Genomic DNA, 18,498 nt, shown 5'->3' with positions numbered 1-18,498 from the left:
ATTTGAAAACCACCTTCCCCTTCTACAAACAACCTGACTCAAAAGATTGTGGCCCCACCTGCCTGCGCATCATTGCCAAGCACTATGGCAAGCTTATCTCCTTCAAAGAAATCCGGGAGATAACGGAAACGACCAGGGAAGGAAGTAGCTTATTGAAGCTAAGCGATGCTGCCGAAGCTATGGGGTTCAAAACCATTGGGGCCAAGCTGAATTACGAAAAACTCAAACATGCACCCTTGCCCTTTATCGTCCATTGGGACAAGCAGCACTTCGTGGTAGTGTATAAAATCAGAAAAGATATTGTTTATATTTCTGATCCTGCTTATGGGTTGATCCGGTATTCTAAGGAAGAGTTTATTCCCAGATGGATCGGTAATAATGCAAACGAACAGACCAAAGAAGGAATAACACTTTTGCTTGAACCTACCCCAGACTTTAGGAAAATGAAATGGGAGGATAATGAGAAGCGCTCATTGGGATTTCTTTTCAGGTACTTATTCAACTACAAAAATCTTATTGTACAGCTATGTATAGGGCTTTTGGTGGGTAGCCTTTTGCAGTTGATTTTTCCCTTTCTGACCCAGAGTATTGTGGATGTGGGGATCCAGAATCAGGACATCGGATTTATTTATCTGGTTCTTTTCGCCCAGATCATGCTGTTTTTGGGACGGATGAGTGTGGAAGTGCTGAGAAGCTGGATATTGCTCCACCTGACTACACGGATCAATATTTCCCTGGTCTCCGATTTTTTCATCAAACTGATGAACCTGCCCATTTCTTATTTCGATACCCGGATGACGGGGGATATTATGCAGCGTATCGGTGACCACCGCAGGATAGAAAACCTGCTGACCGGTACCACACTCAATACGCTCTTCTCTTTTTTCAATCTTATCGTCTTTGGTGCCGTGCTGATCTACTACAGCCTACAATTTTCCTTATTTTTCTTGGCGGAAGCGTGCTTTATCTTATTTGGGTATTGTTCTTTTTGAAGCGGCGCAGGGAACTGGACTACAAGCGTTTTGCCCAAATGAGCCAGGAACAGAGTACGGTGATCGAGCTGATCAACGGCATGCAGGAAATCAAGATGCACAATGCCGAAAAGCAAAAGCGGTGGAGCTGGGAATTTGTACAGGCCCGGTTGTTCCACGTTTCCATCCAGTCACTATCCCTGGAACAGACCCAGGAAGTCGGCTCGTCCGTCATCAATGAACTTAAAAATATCCTTATCACTTTTACCTCCGCCGTGTTGGTGATTGAAGGAAACCTGACCCTTGGAATGATGCTTGCCCTCCAATACATCATCGGGCAACTCAACGGCCCGATTACAGAACTGGTCGGATTTATCAGGGCCTATCAGGATGCAAGTATCAGTCTGGAAAGGCTAAACGAAATCCATGACAAGGAAGATGAGGAAAGTGCTGAAAAGCAATTTGTCAGGACATTACAGGCCGGCGGCGAACTGATAGCCAAAGACCTTTCCTTTCGGTATGTTGGAGCGGAAGATGCTGTCTTGAACGGAATAAATTTAAGCATTCTGCCCCATAAAGTCACCGCCGTAGTGGGTGCCAGCGGAAGTGGGAAGACAACATTGATGAAGCTGTTGTTGAAGTTTTACGACCCCACAGCAGGGGAAATCGGCTATGGGAAGCATAATCTAAAAACAATCAGTGCCAAAAGTTGGCGGGACCAATGCGGCGTGGTGATGCAGGAAGGCTATGTGTTCAATAATGATACCATTGCGGCCAATATTGCCGTAGGACAGGATCATATTGACCAGGAGAGGTTGGTAGAAGCATCCCGTATCGCCAATATCCTCGATTTTATCCAGTCCCTTCCTTTGGGCTTCAATACCAAAATAGGCAATGAGGGCATCGGCATGAGCACGGGACAAAAGCAACGGTTGTTTATTGCCAGAGCAGTCTATAAAAATCCCGATATTTTGTTTTTTGATGAAGCCACCTCGGCCCTTGATGCCAGAAATGAACGGGAAGTCATGGAAAATCTCCAGCGCTTTATGGAGGGGAAAACGGTATTTATCATTGCCCATAGGTTGAGTACCGTCAAAAACGCCGACCAAATTGTCGTCATTGACCAAGGAAAGATCGTGGAGCAGGGAACCCATGTAGAATTGCTTTATTCCAAAGGTGTCTATTACGATCTGGTAAAAAACCAACTTGAACTTGAAAAGATAAACGGAAGCTGAACATGCCATCAGAACCTATACATAGCGGCAACCTTCACCTTCGTTCCGAGGAAGTACAGGAGATCATATCCAGGCCACCGGCTTGGCTGATACGATGGGGTATTACCCTGGTTTTTATCCTTATCTCACTGGTTCTTGGATTATCTTTTCTGATCAGGTATCCTGACTTTGTGGAGGCAAAGGTATTGGTGACCACCACAGATCCCACAGAGCGGATAGCCGCCCGCATTTCCGGACAGATAGAGACATTGTTTGTAAAAAATGGAGAAAAGGTCGGAATTGGACAGCCTTTGGCAGGCATTAAGAGTACTGCACAACTCGAAGATGTTCTTTACCTAAAAACGACTTTGGAAAACGAGGCCTTTGCCAAGGAGTATGATTATTCTTTTCCAATTGAATCACTTTCTGAATTGGTTCTTGGAGAGATTGGTCTTCCTTTTTTGGATTTCGAAAGAAGTTACATGGAGTATCGACTGTTGAGTGAATTACAGCCCTATGATGGGCAATTGGATGGCAACAGAACTTCTATCGAAGAAATCAAAAAAAGGATACAAAGCCAGACTGCGCAAAAGGACTTGCTGGACCGAAGGCTAAACCTGGCCAAAATTGATTATGAGAGAAATAAAAATCTCCATCAAGATGGCATCATCGCAGACAAGGATTTTGAGTCCAAAGAGATGGAATACCTTCAGATGGAAGAACTGGTCAATCAAATGGCCATATCTATTTCACAATTACAGGAAGCACTTAGCTCTGCCAATCAGACCGTTCGGAATACCGGCATCAATAAGGAAGAACAGGAAGCCCGCTCACTTAAAAACCTGATACAATCCTACCAGAGTTTAAAGCGCAGTTTGAGGGATTGGGAATATACTTATTTGATGAAATCCTCCATCACTGGGGTGGTCAGTTTCCAGAAAATATGGGGAGCCAACCAACAGGTCAATTCCGGTGAGTTGGTATTCACCGTACTTCCGAAAAATACAACGGAGCTCTTGGGAGCCATGAAAATATCCGCTCAGAATGCAGGAAAAGTCAGTGTGGGTCAAAAGGTATTGATCAAATTAGATAACTACCCCTTCCAGGAATTTGGGGCTTTGATCGGTAAAATTACCAACATCTCTGTTTCCCCTGATGATGAATTCAACTATTTGGTTTATGCCTCATTACCCAATGGGACGACAACTTCTTTCAATAGGGAAATTCGTTTTAATCAAGAACTGTTGGGAAATGCGGAAATCATCACCGAGGAGTTGAGTGTTGCGGAGAGGCTGTTTTTCAAGTTCAGGTCATTAATGGTTTACTGATATGAAGTTTGTTCACACATTTTGGATAGATGAAGGCAAAGACCCGTTGGAGGCTGCTTTTGGATGGTGCAGTGCCAAATACCATTTGATGAGTTGGGCACTCAGCAGTTTACAACTCCATAAATTCTATGACAATGTGGAATTGATCACCGACACCAAGGGGAAAGAGTTATTGATTGACCAATTGAAATTACCTTACAAAAAAGTAAGAATTGAACTGGATAATTTAGTCCTAGGAGGTATCCCCGGATTATGGGTAATGAAAAAAATCTATTCTTATACTCTGCATAAAGAACCTTTTTTGAATATTGATGGAGATGTTTTTATTTTTAAGCCTTTTCCCGAAGACCTCCTGTCCGGTCAGCTGATTGCCCAGAACATAGAACAGGATTTTGACTACTACAAGGAACTGGTTGGTCTTGTAGGCAAAACTTTTGGATACGTTCCGTTTCCCATCAAAAGCCAGATTAAAGAATCATTGCCGATAAAGGCCAGTAATGCCGGCATATTGGGAGGAAAAGATTTTCGGTTTTTCGAGGATTATTATAAGCTTGTCCGAAAGTTTGTCACTGAGAACAAACTAGAAATAAGTGAATTGACCCCTGCCCAAATGGTGAACTTTAATGCAGTGGTAGAGCAGTATATTTTTCACTGTTTGAGCAGTGACATGGGGATAGAAGTAAATTACCTATTGGATACCGTTTACGATCCATCCTTTTTTGAATCATTTGCCAATTTCCATCATTTGCCCTTCAAAATCCCATTTATGCACGCATTGGGGGATTACAAGAAAAATGGTTGGGTTTGCGATCAACTGGCAAATAGGCTGAGGCTGGATTATCCTGAGTATTATTATCGTATCATCGAACTTTTTGAATCTCAAGGGGGAGATGACAAGGTACATGGAGCTCATGAGGGTTTCTCTAATTCCCAAAAACTCGTTTCAAGTTTTTCAATAAAATACAGCGGCAAATCTGAAGATGAAAAATTCAGCAGGACCAAAGGAATCATTTCGTCAATTTGTAATCAAGAAGAAATCCCAACCGATATAAGTAAGTTTTCCATTTTTCAAGCAATTGAGTGGCTTGAAAAAGAATTGACTGACGGCAGATCAATGGCAATTTTGAATGATGTCTTTGATTTTGAAAAAGAGAAAATCAGATTAACACAATCCTTGCCTAATGACGACATTATTTGGGATAATGAACAAGAAGCTATTGATAGGGTCAACCTTTCGTTTGCGACGGACCAATGGAAAGAAAAGGTAATGTTGAAATTATCCCCGCTGTCAATGACCATAGAATCCGAATGGGACTGGTCTCAAAATCATGTATTTTTTACCCGGGTAAAACACAATAATATCGAAAACAACCTGACTCTTGAACCTTATTATTACCGGACCTTATTGTTGCCCGATAAACACCATGGCGAGATCATAGAATATTTGTTGAATCCCATGGAAACTTACCTCATATCCCTGCTCTCCAAGGAAGCGCATATTTCAATTACAGTGGTTAAGGAACAAGTGATTTTGTTCTTCGAAAATGTAAATGAGGAAAAGGTTCTGGTATATCTGGAAGAAGCGATCAGGTTTCTGGCATATAGTGGGGTGATTTTCTTAAAGATGGATTAGTTATACTTTAAATGATTTTGGTATAGGTACAAAAATGACATTCTCAACAAGAAAAATATTCACTCGCGATGAATGGTCAGATGCTTCGGCTGACCTTAATGCCCGGGGAATTTAACATTTAATAAAATCAAAAATATGAAAAAATTTAATTTAGAAATGCTAAGGCTAACATCAGATGAAGTATTGGAGAGAAGTCAAATGAGGAAGATTACTGGAGGGTATGCAGGGGGTTGCAGTAATACAGCTTGTGGGGGGCAGGCTATGGTTCAATGTTGTTCTTCTCAAGACTATTGTAGTGGTCCATCAGGTCAATGTATTAGTAGGCCTATTAGGTAGGAATAGTAGTTGAATAATTAATTTCTCAAATAATAAAGGAGCCAAAATTAATTTTGGCTCCTTATTTAAAAAATAAAAAATGAAGTATTTAACACCACTACTGGTTTTATTGATAATATCCTTCTCTTGTGGAAATAAACAACATCATATTGAGAATAAAAATGAACTACAATATTATATTGATAGCATTAAAATAGATCAACAAGGAAGGATTTTGGATATAAGAAGGGGTATTGAAAACTCCGATTTAGATGCTAAAAATAAATCTCTTTTTTTATACAATGGCTTTGATCATTCAATAGATGAAGTGGATCTGGATTGTTTAAAAGTTGTCAATAATTACCCATTTGAATCGGAAGGACCAAATGGAACTGGAACTTACGTGAACAGCATTGAACTGTTGAATGATAGTTTGATTTTTATCAAGTCTTTCGGTAAGTCAGCGGTCTTTCAAAAAGACGGTCATTTAATTGAAAGAATTGATTGGGAAAACTCAAAAGATTCAAATGGTTTGAAATATTTAGGCCTTCCAAAATTCGAACTTGCTTTATTCTCAGAACAACTGATTATTTTTGGCCTAAGTTATAATGAATCTGAACGAGATGTATTTTTGGATATATTATCATTTTCAAAAAATAAATTTATAAGATTTGATATAGATACTAAAAAGTCGTACCGAAATTTTGTTTTGACTATTGACGATCCCCTTGACTATACATATTTGGATCCCTTAGTTTATATGAGGCATGAAAATGACTTGGTAATGGTTAGTCACGAATTTTCAAATGAGGTAGACCTGTTCAACACTAATGGGGACCATTATAAAACCATTAATTATGAACCTAAAATGACTGCCAAACGTGCCAAAGACCTCAGCGGAAAAAGTATTGCATCATCTCAACAGTTAAAAAAGGAGTATCAATATTTAGTAGAACAGGTCAGGTTTGGTCCACCGGTATGGGACAAGGTAAAAGAGCGTTACTTGCGGTTATCTGCATCAAGGACTTTCAGCGATGTAATGACAGAAGAAAATTCATTTTTGCCAGAAGTAAATGAAGTTAAGGTGTATATATCTGTTTTTGATGAAGATTTTAATTTGATTTCAGAGGTTCATATTCCCGAATTGACCACAGAGTTTGTGAAGTATTTCGCTAAAGATGGGAAGCTTTGGGTTTATCAGAATTTCTCAGATGAGTTGGGTTTTCTTGTACTTGATATTTAAACCGTGTCGGTCCGATGTAAATATACATCCCTCACCATATTCATCAACGGCCATGAGTTGCCGAAAGCTTATGCTGTGGAGGATTTGAAATATGTTTTGGAATAGAAACAGGCAAGCAGGCCTTAAAAATATTCAGTCGCGATGAATGGTCACAAACTTCGGGTGACTTAAATGTCCGGAGATTTTAACATTCAATAAAATCAAAAAAAAATGAAAAAGTTTAATTTTGAAATTGCCCAAGCGTCACTCTCCCGTGAGGAGATGAGAAATATTACAGGTGGAAATGGACGAAATGCTATAGGATGTCTCTCAAGGAAATGTGGTTCAGATCACCCAGGTGTATCCTGCTGCGCACAAAGCACATGTAGTGACCTTACAAATGGGTATTGTAGGACAAACTGAAACAATTAAAAAGGCATGAAGTCACAGTAATTGTGGCTTCATTTTTATTCCTTCATAAGAAATACTAATGAAATATTTTATTATTTTAATTTTACTATTATCTGCCTGTACGGCAAGAGAAACTGAACTCGAAAATCCATCAGTGTCTTATTCAATAGATACAGTGAGAATTAATTCTAAGAATGAAATTTTGGATTTGTGGGGATTTGCATCATTTTCTGATTTAGATTATAATAAAAAATCAATTTTTTATTATAATTCTTTTAACCATTCATTGGATAATATAGATCTGGATAAGTTAGAATTTATAAAAAGGATAGCATTTGAAAAAGATGGTCCAAATGGAACTGGCGAAATTTTCGTTGGTTTCGATGTGTTGAAGAATGATCATTTTTTTATTAAATCATATGTGGAATCTGCAATTTTTGATGGTACTGGAAGCTTAATTCAAAAATTAGATTGGAGAAATTCATTAAATGCAAATGGGGAAATATATAACGATTATCCTGTGAGACAAATTATCGTAGAATCAGAAGATTTACTTGTTTTTGGTCTATCATACGATTATGAAAATATTAGAGTTAATCTTGATGCCTTGTCCATAGGAAAAAATAAGGTAGACCGATTAGACCTCAATTCAAAAAAATCATATGGCGACTTAAGCATTAGGAGTGCTCAGTCCGGTAATATTGTTGATCCTAGTATTGAATTAACACATCAAAATAACAAGATCATTATAAGTTATGAATTTTCAAATGATATCGTATATTACGATTACAAAGTTAAAGCCTTGAAATTTGTAAACTATAACCCTACACTGACTCCCCAAAGTGTAAAACCCCCAAATATTAGTGTGGGATCCATGAACGAAATAATTAAAGAAATAAAACATTTCTATGAACAAGTTAAGTATTATCGGCCAGTATGGGATTCTGAAAGTAAGCAGTATTATCGATTGTCAACGAAAACAATTTTTGTGGAGGAAAACAAAGCAAATTCAAAGGCTACTTATGGTGAAACTCAAGAAATAAAGGTTTTTCTAACTGTTTTCGATGCTGAATTTAATCTACTTTCTGAACTTGAGATAGAGGAATTGTCAGACTTTGATAATGATTATTTCATTAAAGATGGGAAGCTTTGGCTATTCATTAACTTAGACGATGAAATGGGGTTTGTCAGAATCAATTTAAATAATGTTATAAGTAACTCAAATTAGGTAATTCAAAAATTAAAAAAATAATTTTTGAAACGCAATTTCTCTTTTTACAAACAACCTGACTCAAAAGATTGCGGCCCTACCTGCTTGAGGATTATAGCCAAGCACTATGGCAAGCTAATCTCCCTAAAAGAAATTAGGGAGATCTCTGAAACGACCAGGGAAGGAAGCAGCTTATTGAAACTGAGTGATGCTGCCGAAGCTATGGGGTTCAAAAACCATTGGGGCCAAGCTGTCTTGGACAGATGCAGAAAATATTACCTACCCACCCACCATATTCATCCATGGCCATGAGCTGCCTAAAGCTTATGCTGTGGAGGATTTAAAATATGTTTTGGAATAGAAACAGGCAAACAGGCCCTGAAAATATTCAGTCGCGATGAATGGTCAGAGGCTTCGGCTAACCTTAATGTCCGGAGAGTCTAATATTCATGAAATTCAAAAATCATGAAAAATTTAAGTTTAAAAATGCTGAGACGTACTTTCGATGAGGTATTGGAAAGAAGTCAGATGAAGAAGATTACAGGGGGTAATGCTTGTAGCCATACACTAACCTGCGAGGATGGTGCGCAGTTTGGCGGTTCGGGTAATTGTCCAATTGACGCTTCCCTCGAATGTGCAAACAACGGAGGCGCAGCTTACTCTGTTGAAACGGGTTGCTCGTGACAGCCTAGGGGTTAGGTCCCACTAGGACCTAACCCCATTTTCACAATTTAGGTGTTGCATTCATTCAAATAAAATAATATTTAGCTATTCTGAACACAATACCATGACTCTAAAAAACTTAATAAATGGGCGGAATGAAGTGTTTTGGAAATTTCTCCCAGTGATTGTAGTGATGTTTTTTTCCTGTCAGGCAAAAGACAGAGAATCCGCAAGCTTGGATATCGATTTGGTAAAGGTTGACTCTTTTGTTGTCAAAAGAGACACGCGTTTTAGGATTTTGGATCATCATTCAAAAAATGGAAATTATCTTGGATATGATCCTATTACCAAGAGTTTTATATTGATTGATGCCCAGGGTGAGATCATTCGGGAAGTATTGAGAATTGGGGAAGGGCCAAACGAATATAACAGTAACCTAAGCTCCGCCGCATTCAATGAGGATGGTGGAGGAGTATTTCTCCAAAGCTCAAATGAACTTATATGGTATGACCAAAATTGGGAAATAAAAAAGAGATGGAAATATGGGCCAAACTTTGGTTTAACAGTATATGGCGGGCCAAGATATAGGACACCTTATTACTTCGGGGAGGATACATCGAGACCTTTTGTTTTTACCTCGTTTTTTCCAAATACCAAAATACCATTTAATGAAATACAAACGAAGTTAGGAAATGGGCATATTGTTGAGCTCTTTGATTCTTCCAATGACACTTTGATTTGGAAACTGCCAATTGATTTTAGTCTGTACAGTGAGTACAACCCAAAAGACAAAGAATTTGACTTGGCGCCAATCTATTACCTCGACACCGAAAACAAATTGTTGCTTCTATCTTTTGACAACTCAATCGCCATAGGAGTGTACGATTTGAATGCGGATTTTAATTTCACGCGGCAGATCAATCTTGAAAAGAGTAATTTGATGGACAATGGGAAGGGTAAGACCGTGAAATTGTTTCCCGTTTATAACCGAGATCTTATGATTCTTCGGTATTCCGGGATGAGCGAGTTGGAGTTGGCAACGAAAAAAGAGGCGAACAGCACGTATTCTCCAATACAGGACTCCAAATTATACCGATTTTACTACGCCAGTGAAGACAAAAACGTCCTTAAAGAGCTGCCTTTTCCGGAAGGTATTGAACCCAATTCTGAACTCATCATTTTGGCAAGTGGAAAATTCTTAATGAGAGACAAAGATGAAGAAGGTGCTGAGATGAACTATTCCAGCTATTCTATTTATGAATTAAGAATGTGATTCAATGCAAAATCCCCTGCAAATCAAGAATTTACAGGGGATTTTTTACATTGAATTGTGGAGCTGGCGAGATTCGAACTCGCGTCCAGATAGGGAAACACTGTACCGTCTACATGTTTAGTCACCTGTTGGGTTTTCGACTCCACACTGCTGGATGACACACCCATGTGAAGCTTATCCACTGAATTTCGCACCTGTCTAGTAGCGTCCCAGGCACTAGTTCTGTCTTATCGACACCCCAGAATCAACCCCAACAGAACGAAGGGTCGCGGGATGTGGCCAGGGAATTTCTATCGAAACTCAACCTTTTAAGCGTTATCTAATCCCCGAAGGGTTAAATTATGCAGCCATGGCGTAATTAGATTCGCCAGCTATGGTTTGTATGAATTATTTGCGGGCGTACATACTCCACCCGACATGCGAGCCCAGTCCTTACACCTCCTGTCAAAACCGGTCAGCCCCATTTGTTTCCAAAATGGATTACAAATATACAACAATTAAAGTTCCTACCGTCTGTCATTTTGATATTGACCAGAATTTTCGCCCTCAGCTACAAGCAATCAACCCACAATATGCATTGCACTGGCGAGTGGGTTTGTAAAGGAAAGAAAATTAGAGCATATTGGGAATAAGGCCTATTCCCAATATGCTGAAGTCAAAAAATACTGGCAACTGACCCATTGGTAAACCATTAGACTGGAATTCAAGTGCTGATGCATCACACGGATGCATTGGATATAGATTGCTTTAAACTCATTTTTTTGAAATTTCTTTGTATTCCTTTCCATAATTTGAAACCTTTGTCCTTTCATCAACCCTCTTTTGTTTTGAGAAAATTAATTTTGTTGCTCCTGATATTTTCCCCTTTTGTATTGCAGGGCCAAATTTTGAATATTGAAAGGGCACGCCTTGAAAAAGATACCAGTAAAGTGTTTTTGGTGAAAGTTGGTGCAGGATTGAGTGTTTATAACCGCAGTGCAGCAGCAGATGAGCCGGTCAACCTGTTCGGTTATAATTTTGACATGAATGCACTTTATTATCCTGGAAAGCATGGGTATATGTTTATTTCCAAATTTGATTACCTGCGCATCAACGATTCCGACTTCTTGAATTTTGGTTTTCTTCACGGCAGGGTCAATTTCCTCAGGGACCGAAAGGTGAATTTTGAGACCTACGTCCAATATTCCTTTGACAATTTCAGGGGGCTGGATCCAAGATGGGTGGCGGGTGGAGCCGTCAGACACAACATCGTCAAAACGGACCGGTTTTCTTTTATATTCGGCGTAGGTGGGCTGTATGAGTTTGAAAAATGGAAACACCCTTCAACTGAGGAAATCGTAGAAGTCAGCTTAATCAAGAGCTCCAATTACATCAGCCTAAGGGCTACCCTAAATGAATTTGTGGACATCAACATGGTCAATTATTATCAAGTCGGTTATGACAAAGAGATCGGGGCATTGAGAAACCGCATCAGCAATTCCACCATACTGAATACCAAACTGACGGATAAATTTTCCCTGACCAATACATTTGAATTGTCCTATGAAGACAAGCCCATCGTGCCCATCACCAAAGTGATCTATTCCTTCAAGACGAGTCTCTCCATCAATTTCTAAACGTCAGGCTTTTAGGTCTCCACATTTGAATTGATATTTTCAGCTTTCGCTCGGCACAAAGGGGATGGTGTAGAAGGAGAATTAAAGTGTAGGCGTATTGATATTTTAATTTCGAAGACAATCAGGGGATTGGGTAAATATTCTCCTTTAAAATCATAAACACCAAGGTCTAAATTCCAATTATTTTATATCTTGCGGTGATGGAAAATTTCGTTGTTTCAGCAAGAAAATACAGACCTTCTGATTTTAAGAGTGTAGTAGGGCAGCAGCACATAACCACTACTTTGAAAAATGCGATTAAAAACAACCACTTGGCGCAGGCATTTCTTTTTTGCGGTCCTAGGGGAGTGGGTAAAACCACCTGTGCCAGAATTCTGGCCAAAACCATCAATTGCCAAAATCAAACCGCAGATTACGAGGCCTGCAACACCTGTGATTCTTGCCTTGCTTTCAACAACAACAATTCCTTCAATGTCCATGAACTGGATGCTGCCTCTAACAATTCGGTGGATGATATCCGCAACTTGGTGGAGCAGGTCCGATATCCGCCCCAGCAAGGGCAATACAAGGTCTATATCATTGATGAGGTGCACATGTTATCCTCCAATGCTTTCAATGCCTTCTTGAAGACCTTGGAGGAGCCGCCGAAGTACGCGATTTTTATCTTGGCGACTACTGAAAAACACAAGATCATCCCTACCATTCTGTCCCGTTGTCAGATCTTTGACTTCAACAGGATTCAGATCAAGGACATTGGCGAGCACCTGAAATACATCGCCTCTGAAGAAAAAATTGAATTTGAAGAAGAAGCCTTGCGGCTGATCGCTTCCAAGGCGGACGGTGCATTGAGGGATGCGCTTTCCATGTTTGATCTGATCGTGACCTATTCGGCAGGAAATAAACTTACCTACCTCGATACGATCAACAATCTCCACATTCTGGATTACGACTATTATTTTAAGGTGGTCGATGCCTTGTTGGAGGAAAGTATTGCGAAGACCTTGTTGATTTTTGACGAAATTCTCAAAAAAGGATTTGATGGGCAGAACTTTGTGACAGGATTGAGCGAGCATTTCAGAGATTTGATGGTTTGTAAAGATCCTCAGATGATCTCATTGTTGGAAGTCTCAGAGTCGGCCAAAGAGCGCTATGTTGCCCAATCGAAGCAAGCGTCATTATCCTTTATTCTTTCGGCATTGAACATTTGCAATTACTCGGAGATCCATTACAAGGCCAGTAAAAACCAAAGACTTCATGTAGAATTGGCCTTGATGAAATTGGCGAAATTGCCTCAGGCGATTTCCCTCGCGGCATTGGCACAAGAGGATTCAAAAAAAAAAGCCTGATTGAGCAACCTTCTGTAGAAGAAAAAGCTCCATCCCTTTTCAAGGATGCCAATCCGTTTGCAGCCAAAAAATCCCCTGTTCAAAAAACCATCTCCATTCCCTCCAATATAAGGGAGGCCCAAAATACGGTAAAGGATGCCCCTTTGGCCTCTCCTGAACAGCCCATAACAGATGATCATCCTGAAGTGATGATATCTGCCCAATCAGCGAAGACTTCAGATACTTTTGACTTGACCAGGGTAAAGGAAGTGGTGGCCGAAATCCTGCTGGAGTTCAAAGCCGATCACAAAAACCTTGAAATGACTGTATTGAAACAGCCCTTTGAGATTGTGGACAACACGATTTTGTTTATCCTAAACGGGGAAATCCAGAAAGATGTGTTTTTAAAAATCAAACCGGAGTTTGTTGGGCTTTTGAGACAAAAACTCAACAATACCCAAGTGAGATTGGACCTGGAGTTGAGGGAAAATATTGCAGACGACACACCAAAACTCTACACTTCCACAGATAAACTGAATTTTCTCAAGGGGAAATCAGGTGCTTTTCGGGATCTCCAGAATAGATTTGGGCTGGAGACCGACTTTTGATATAAATAATCTAGCCGGAAAATTTTAGTCCGGACTCATTTCAAAAATCCACTCCAATTCCAAAATTGATAAGGTTCTGCAGTTGGATTGCCCGTTTTGGAGGGCCATCATTTTGGGAAATAAAAACGCTTTCATCGTAAATCAAGACCGTTTCTATTCGGGTGGTGATGTATTTATTGATCTTCATGTTGATGATGGAGTTAAAATTCACCACCATGTTTCCCAGCCTTTCATAATTGGAAAAAAGATTCAGATCGGCTTTCCACCTGATATTTTCCAAGAGTTGGATGTCTGTAGAGGAGGAGAGGGAAACACCCGCTTCCGGTCTGATATTTTCTCCCGGCATCACGCCAAAAGCCCCGGCATTTTTCAATGAATCGTCCATTACTATCGTGAACCTACCAGTAAAGGGAGAGCCAATGATGGAGATTTTATCCTTGTTCTTGAATTCTCTTCTGTAGTTCAAACCGGTGGAAGACTGAATATAGGCAGGTGCCAGCAAATCCGATATTTTTGCTCTGGATTCTCTTTCTGATCCAGGGGGTCTGAAATAACGATAACCTGACAATAACTGTGTCCGGGCATCTACTTGTGTCGACAGGAACCAAAAATCAGTTAACTCTCGGCCATATTTGCTCAGAAAGATAAAGTTGTCATTGGTTTTTCTGGAAGCAAATCTCCTTTCACTTTGTCTGTTAAATCCAAAATTAACGGTCAGCTTGCTGTCCCATATTTTTTCATCCTTGGCAAAATTGGCAAAAAGGTTTAATCCGGTGTTCAAAGCAAAATTACTGGCGCCACCAGCCGACCAATTCGTCAGGCTGACCTGCTGGATGCTTAAATTGAAATTGCCCCCCTTTTTCCAATAAATGGGCACTTCCGCCTTCTTGATGATGACCGAATCTCCCAGCATGATGATGGTGTCCCCATTGATCAAAAGGGTATCCGCCAACATCGTTCTGTCTTGGGATTTGGCGATTTGCAGTCCTGCAAATACGCATATAAAAAACAGGATCAACTTTTTTATCATTCTTCTGCTGGATGGGGCGATCAAATCATTAGGGTTTTAAAATAGTCAATTTCTGACCAATTCGGATGTTATTGTCGGGCAGATTGTTCCATTTTTTTATTTCATCCACACTTACACCATATCTTTGACTGATCCTGAACAGGTTTTCGCCTTGGCCAACCGTGTGCGCGATGCTGCCGTTTCCATTGCTGGCGGATCTTACAGGTGGACTTGCTGGTGCGGGCTGATAAACGGGTTGGCTCACGCTTGGTTGTGGCGTTTGTTGGGCTGGGGGAGTACTTGCCTGAATCGATCTCGGCGGTGTACTCAATGGGACGATCCTGATCTCCTCATTTCGTTTGCGGTGGTCAACAAGGTTCAGCACCATGCCTGACTTTAAATCCTTGTCTCTTCTGATTCTGTTTTTGGCTTTCAGTGAAGAAAGTTTGATTCCGTACATCTGTGAGATGGCCCAAAGGGTTTCTCCCGGTTGGACGATATGGGTTTGTACATCCGCTTTTGATTTTTTGGGATCGGTATAGTAATATTGTCCCGCTTCTATTTTCTCATTTCTATCCAGGTCATTTACTCTTCTGAATTTCCTTTCCCTGATGCCGATATCTTCTGCAAAAGCCTCCTGACTGGTCGTGGCCGTAGCCATGACACCATCGATGTTGTTGACCTTTATCTGGTTGGGTTGGGTTGCCTTCTGCTGGTTTCCGGTTACTCTCGGGTAGCTTGAAGTTCCTTTGGTATTGGCGGCTTGAGAATTTGGTTGGGTGCCAAAATTCTCCTGATTTGTAATCACTGCTGGTTTTACGGGAACGCTGCCTTCTTTCAGATAAACAACGGTGTAGGTTTTATCGCCGGGAATCTGACCATTTGAAGTCCATTTGTTGTATTCTTTCAAATGAGCTTCGGTGACCCCAAGTTTGGGGGCGATCGCTTTTAAAGTAGTGGGGCCTTGCACCCTGAGTTCATTCAAATACCTGCCATTGCTGACCAATAATGCGCTTTGACCTTCAAAAGCAATTTTGTGGGCCAAGAATTTTTTGAAGTACCAATGGGAATTCCGATCCAAGACGATGATTCTTTTCCCGTTTAGCTCGGTTCCAAAATAGGCTTTTGCCCCACCAAGACCCATTTGGTAGGAGACGAGTGCGCACATCCAATTGTCAAATTGGGCATTGTGTTTCTTGAGGTACAGCGCTGCACCTTTCGTGGAGGAAACGATGTTTTTTCTTTCATCCACTACATTGTCAACCCTCAAAAAAACTTCCTCGGCAGTGCCTTTTTTGAACTGCCAAAAGCCGACAGCATTGGAGGTAGAAACAGCATCTGCGATCAGGCTGCTTTCTTGGATGACCAAGTATTTGAGATCCAGTGGAACGCCCGCTTCACGGAGTTCTTTTTCCACGATGGGCAAATAAAGGTTGATCCGATCGGCCTTGATGTTGAAATAGGTTTTGTTTCTGTACAGGGCATCCACATCCAATTGGATTTCTCTCCGGGCATGCTCATGGATTCTGATGGTAAGGTCCGCAAATTCGATTTCGGAGGGAACCTGTGGGGTCTGTGCATGTGCAAGCGTGCTCAGACACACAAAAATCAGGGATAAAAAGAAAGGAATGTTTTTCGAACTCATATTTTTACTCATAATTTTCTGGCCATCATAATCCCATCGCGGATGGGCAAAAGTATATTTTCCACTCTTGGATCATTCTGTACCATTTGATTGTAATCCAAAAGTGCCTGCGTGTCCTTGTCTGTTTTTTTTCCAGGCTCCACCAATATTTTTCCCGACCATAAAACATTGTCTGCCAGGATAATGCCGCCTGTGTTGACCCTGTCAACGACCAAGTTGTAATAATTGATATAGTTGAATTTGTCGGCATCGATGAAAACCATGTCAAAATTTCCTTCCAGCTGGGGAATGGTTTCCAGGGCATTGCCAAGTCTATAGTCAATTTTGGTGCTGAGTCCTGATCGCTCAAAAAAGCCTCTCACCATCGGTTCCAATTCATCGTTGATGTCGAGCGTGATGAGTTTTCCCTTTTCGCCCAGTCCCCTCGCCATACAGATCCCCGAATAACCCGTATATGTCCCGATTTCGAGGATTACCTGTGGATTGAGCATCTTGGTGAACAATTCCAACAGCTTTCCCTGGAGTTTACCGGAAAGCATTCGTGGCATCAGCACTTTGGCATGGGTTTCCCGGGTGATGTGCTTCAATAAATCATCTTCTTCGGAAGTATGGCTTTCACAATAAGCCAACAATTCCGCTGGGATAAATTCCATTTTATTTTGGTAAATAGGTAAGGAAACTCAATTCATCCTGCGCGAAGACTTCGTTGGAGATTTCCAAAAGTTCTTCGGCGGTGGTGTTCCTGATAATTCCAAAGATAATATCCAAAGCATCAATATATCCCTTATCAATGAGATTTTTCCCGAAAATCAGCATCAAAGAGGCATAATTCTCTTCCGCCATGGCCATTTGTCCAATCACCTGCTCTTTGGCCATGTGGAGCTGCATGGTCCCGAGTTTTTGCGTTCTCAGTTTATGCATTTCATTCAGCACGATTTTCAGGGCTTTTTTGGAGGTGTTTTCCTCCGTCCCATAAAAAATCCCGAAAAAACCGGTGTCCGAGTAAGCCGAATAGGTAGATTCCACACTGTACACATAGCCGTGTTTTTCTCGCAGCGCAAGGTTCAATCGGGAATTCATACTTGGTCCGCCCAATATGTTGTTGAGCAAAAACAGTTTGAACCTCCGGGGATCGTAAAGTGAAAAAGTGGGCTTTCCCATCGCAAACAAGGCTTGGGAAATTTCTTTTTCGATCACTTTGGATTTGGGCTGGTAAGTGGTGAAACCATTCCGGACATAAAGGCTTCTTTTTTCCGGAATTGCGGACAAATAACCCTCGACCTGCTGCAGGACTTTTTTGAAGCTGATATTGCCCACCACCGAAAATACAATCTTGTGCGTGTCCAATCGAGAGGAGACAAAGTCGAACAAATGCGCCTGTTCAAAATTTTTGACGGTTTCCTCACGGCCTAAGATGTTTCTCCCCAGTGCATGCCCTTCAAAAACCATCGCGTCAAAATCATCTTGGATGGAGTCTTCCGGAGAATCGCTGTACATGGACATTTCCTCCAGGATCACTTGCCTTTCCTTCTCCAACTGCTTTTGTGGAAAGGTGCTGTTGAAGGTGATGTCGCACAGCAATTCGGCTGCTTTGTCAAAGTGAACACCAAGAACGCTGGCATAAAAACAGATTTTTTCTTTCGTCGTGTAGGCATTGAGCTCGCCACCCAAAGATTCCAGTCGGTTGAGGATGTGAAAGGATTTCCTTTTTTTGGTCCCTTTAAAAACCATGTGTTCCCAAAAATGGGCCAATCCTTCTTCCTCCTTGGATTCATCCCGGCTACCGATATTCATGATGAATCCGGAATGGACCAATCGCGTATGGGTGATTTCTTGATGAACGATTCTGATGCCGTTGGGTAATTCTTTTAAGTTGTACTGCATGTGAAATAGTTTCCGGCCATTAATTTACAAATATATCAGACTTTGGGCTGAAATTTTTTAGATGAAAGATAAATGGTATTTTTGGTTGGCAAGTATTAACGTAAATTTCAATTTACAAATTCCAAATTGCTTTTATAATCCTCCTTGAATGCCCACAAAGGACGACCGGGA

The 18,498-nt window shown here is 40.8% G+C and carries 15 protein-coding genes, 1 other RNA gene and 1 pseudogene; 12 read left to right on the top strand and 5 right to left on the bottom strand.

The window, feature by feature from the left end; genetic code table 11:
• Positions 1-2: 2 nt before the first annotated feature.
• The 9 genes and pseudogenes from F824_RS28145 to F824_RS0120730 form a co-directional block, all read left to right on the top strand.
• A pseudogene (locus tag F824_RS28145) lies at positions 3-1,264 on the top strand (cysteine peptidase family C39 domain-containing protein); the annotation flags it as partial.
• 15 nt (positions 1,265-1,279) lie between these two features.
• Complete coding sequence (locus F824_RS28140; RefSeq protein ID WP_394358304.1) at positions 1,280-2,206, top strand: peptidase domain-containing ABC transporter; 927 nt, start codon at positions 1,280-1,282, stop codon at positions 2,204-2,206.
• Positions 2,207-2,208: 2 nt separating this feature from the next.
• Positions 2,209-3,513 (top strand): HlyD family secretion protein, encoded by a 1,305-nt coding sequence (locus F824_RS0120765; RefSeq protein WP_019599866.1) that lies wholly within the window; start codon positions 2,209-2,211, stop codon positions 3,511-3,513.
• Between the two features lies 1 nt (position 3,514).
• Positions 3,515-5,146 (top strand): DUF6734 family protein, encoded by a 1,632-nt coding sequence (locus tag F824_RS0120760; RefSeq protein WP_019599865.1) that lies wholly within the window; start codon positions 3,515-3,517, stop codon positions 5,144-5,146.
• A 415-nt stretch (positions 5,147-5,561) separates the two neighbouring features.
• Complete coding sequence (locus F824_RS0120750; RefSeq protein WP_019599863.1) at positions 5,562-6,704, top strand: DUF4221 family protein; 1,143 nt, start codon at positions 5,562-5,564, stop codon at positions 6,702-6,704.
• A gap of 469 nt (positions 6,705-7,173) precedes the next feature.
• The gene (locus F824_RS0120745) at positions 7,174-8,322 is read left to right on the top strand and encodes a DUF4221 family protein (RefSeq protein ID WP_019599862.1); all 1,149 of its coding nucleotides are present in this window, start codon (positions 7,174-7,176) and stop codon (positions 8,320-8,322) included.
• A 27-nt stretch (positions 8,323-8,349) separates the two neighbouring features.
• The gene (locus F824_RS27290) at positions 8,350-8,616 is read left to right on the top strand and encodes a cysteine peptidase family C39 domain-containing protein (RefSeq protein ID WP_175526554.1); all 267 of its coding nucleotides are present in this window, start codon (positions 8,350-8,352) and stop codon (positions 8,614-8,616) included.
• A gap of 174 nt (positions 8,617-8,790) precedes the next feature.
• Positions 8,791-8,988: a hypothetical protein gene (locus F824_RS0120735; protein WP_019599860.1), complete on the top strand. Its 198-nt coding sequence runs from the start codon at positions 8,791-8,793 to the stop codon at positions 8,986-8,988.
• A gap of 103 nt (positions 8,989-9,091) precedes the next feature.
• Positions 9,092-10,240, top strand: a complete 1,149-nt coding sequence (locus F824_RS0120730) for a hypothetical protein (protein ID WP_026333838.1) — start codon at positions 9,092-9,094, stop codon at positions 10,238-10,240.
• A gap of 55 nt (positions 10,241-10,295) precedes the next feature.
• On the opposite strand, the gene ssrA is transcribed toward F824_RS0120730, so the two are convergent.
• Positions 10,296-10,702, bottom strand: a transfer-messenger RNA (tmRNA) gene (gene ssrA / locus F824_RS27285).
• Between the two features lie 365 nt (positions 10,703-11,067).
• Here ssrA and F824_RS0120725 point away from each other — a divergent pair.
• The 3 genes from F824_RS0120725 to F824_RS26345 all read left to right on the top strand — a co-directional run bounded on the left by F824_RS0120725 (position 11,068) and on the right by F824_RS26345 (position 13,789).
• Positions 11,068-11,856 carry a DUF481 domain-containing protein gene (locus F824_RS0120725; protein ID WP_033405523.1) on the top strand — a complete coding sequence of 263 codons (789 nt, stop codon included), beginning with the start codon at positions 11,068-11,070 and terminating at the stop codon, positions 11,854-11,856.
• Positions 11,857-12,056: 200 nt separating this feature from the next.
• Positions 12,057-13,202 (top strand): DNA polymerase III subunit gamma/tau, encoded by a 1,146-nt coding sequence (locus tag F824_RS0120720; protein ID WP_019599857.1) that lies wholly within the window; start codon positions 12,057-12,059, stop codon positions 13,200-13,202.
• A 143-nt stretch (positions 13,203-13,345) separates the two neighbouring features.
• On the top strand, positions 13,346-13,789 hold the full coding sequence (locus F824_RS26345) for a DNA polymerase III subunit gamma/tau (RefSeq protein ID WP_139189685.1): 444 nt from the start codon (positions 13,346-13,348) through the stop codon (positions 13,787-13,789).
• 40 nt (positions 13,790-13,829) lie between these two features.
• Here F824_RS26345 and F824_RS0120705 read toward each other — a convergent pair whose 3' ends face one another.
• Genes F824_RS0120705 through F824_RS0120690 form a run of 4 tightly spaced genes read right to left on the bottom strand, consistent with a single transcriptional unit; the run spans position 13,830 to position 18,327 of the window.
• Entirely contained in the window at positions 13,830-14,819 is a 990-nt protein-coding gene (locus F824_RS0120705; RefSeq protein ID WP_019599855.1) for a DUF3078 domain-containing protein, read from the bottom strand.
• A 28-nt stretch (positions 14,820-14,847) separates the two neighbouring features.
• Positions 14,848-16,443, bottom strand: coding sequence for a lytic transglycosylase domain-containing protein (locus tag F824_RS0120700; RefSeq protein WP_139189687.1), 1,596 nt, complete (start codon positions 16,441-16,443; stop codon positions 14,848-14,850).
• A gap of 8 nt (positions 16,444-16,451) precedes the next feature.
• The gene (locus F824_RS0120695; protein WP_019599853.1) at positions 16,452-17,096 is read right to left on the bottom strand and encodes an O-methyltransferase; all 645 of its coding nucleotides are present in this window, start codon (positions 17,094-17,096) and stop codon (positions 16,452-16,454) included.
• Position 17,097: 1 nt separating this feature from the next.
• A complete protein-coding gene (locus tag F824_RS0120690) occupies positions 17,098-18,327 on the bottom strand; it encodes a M16 family metallopeptidase (RefSeq protein WP_019599852.1) in 1,230 nt (409 codons plus the stop codon).
• Positions 18,328-18,498: the final 171 nt, after the last annotated feature.

The organism is Rhodonellum psychrophilum GCM71 = DSM 17998, assembly GCF_000381545.1.
GTDB lineage: Bacteria > Bacteroidota > Bacteroidia > Cytophagales > Cyclobacteriaceae > Rhodonellum > Rhodonellum psychrophilum.
Note: the sequence above shows the minus strand (reverse complement) of the source record. Positions and strands in the feature narration are given on the sequence as shown.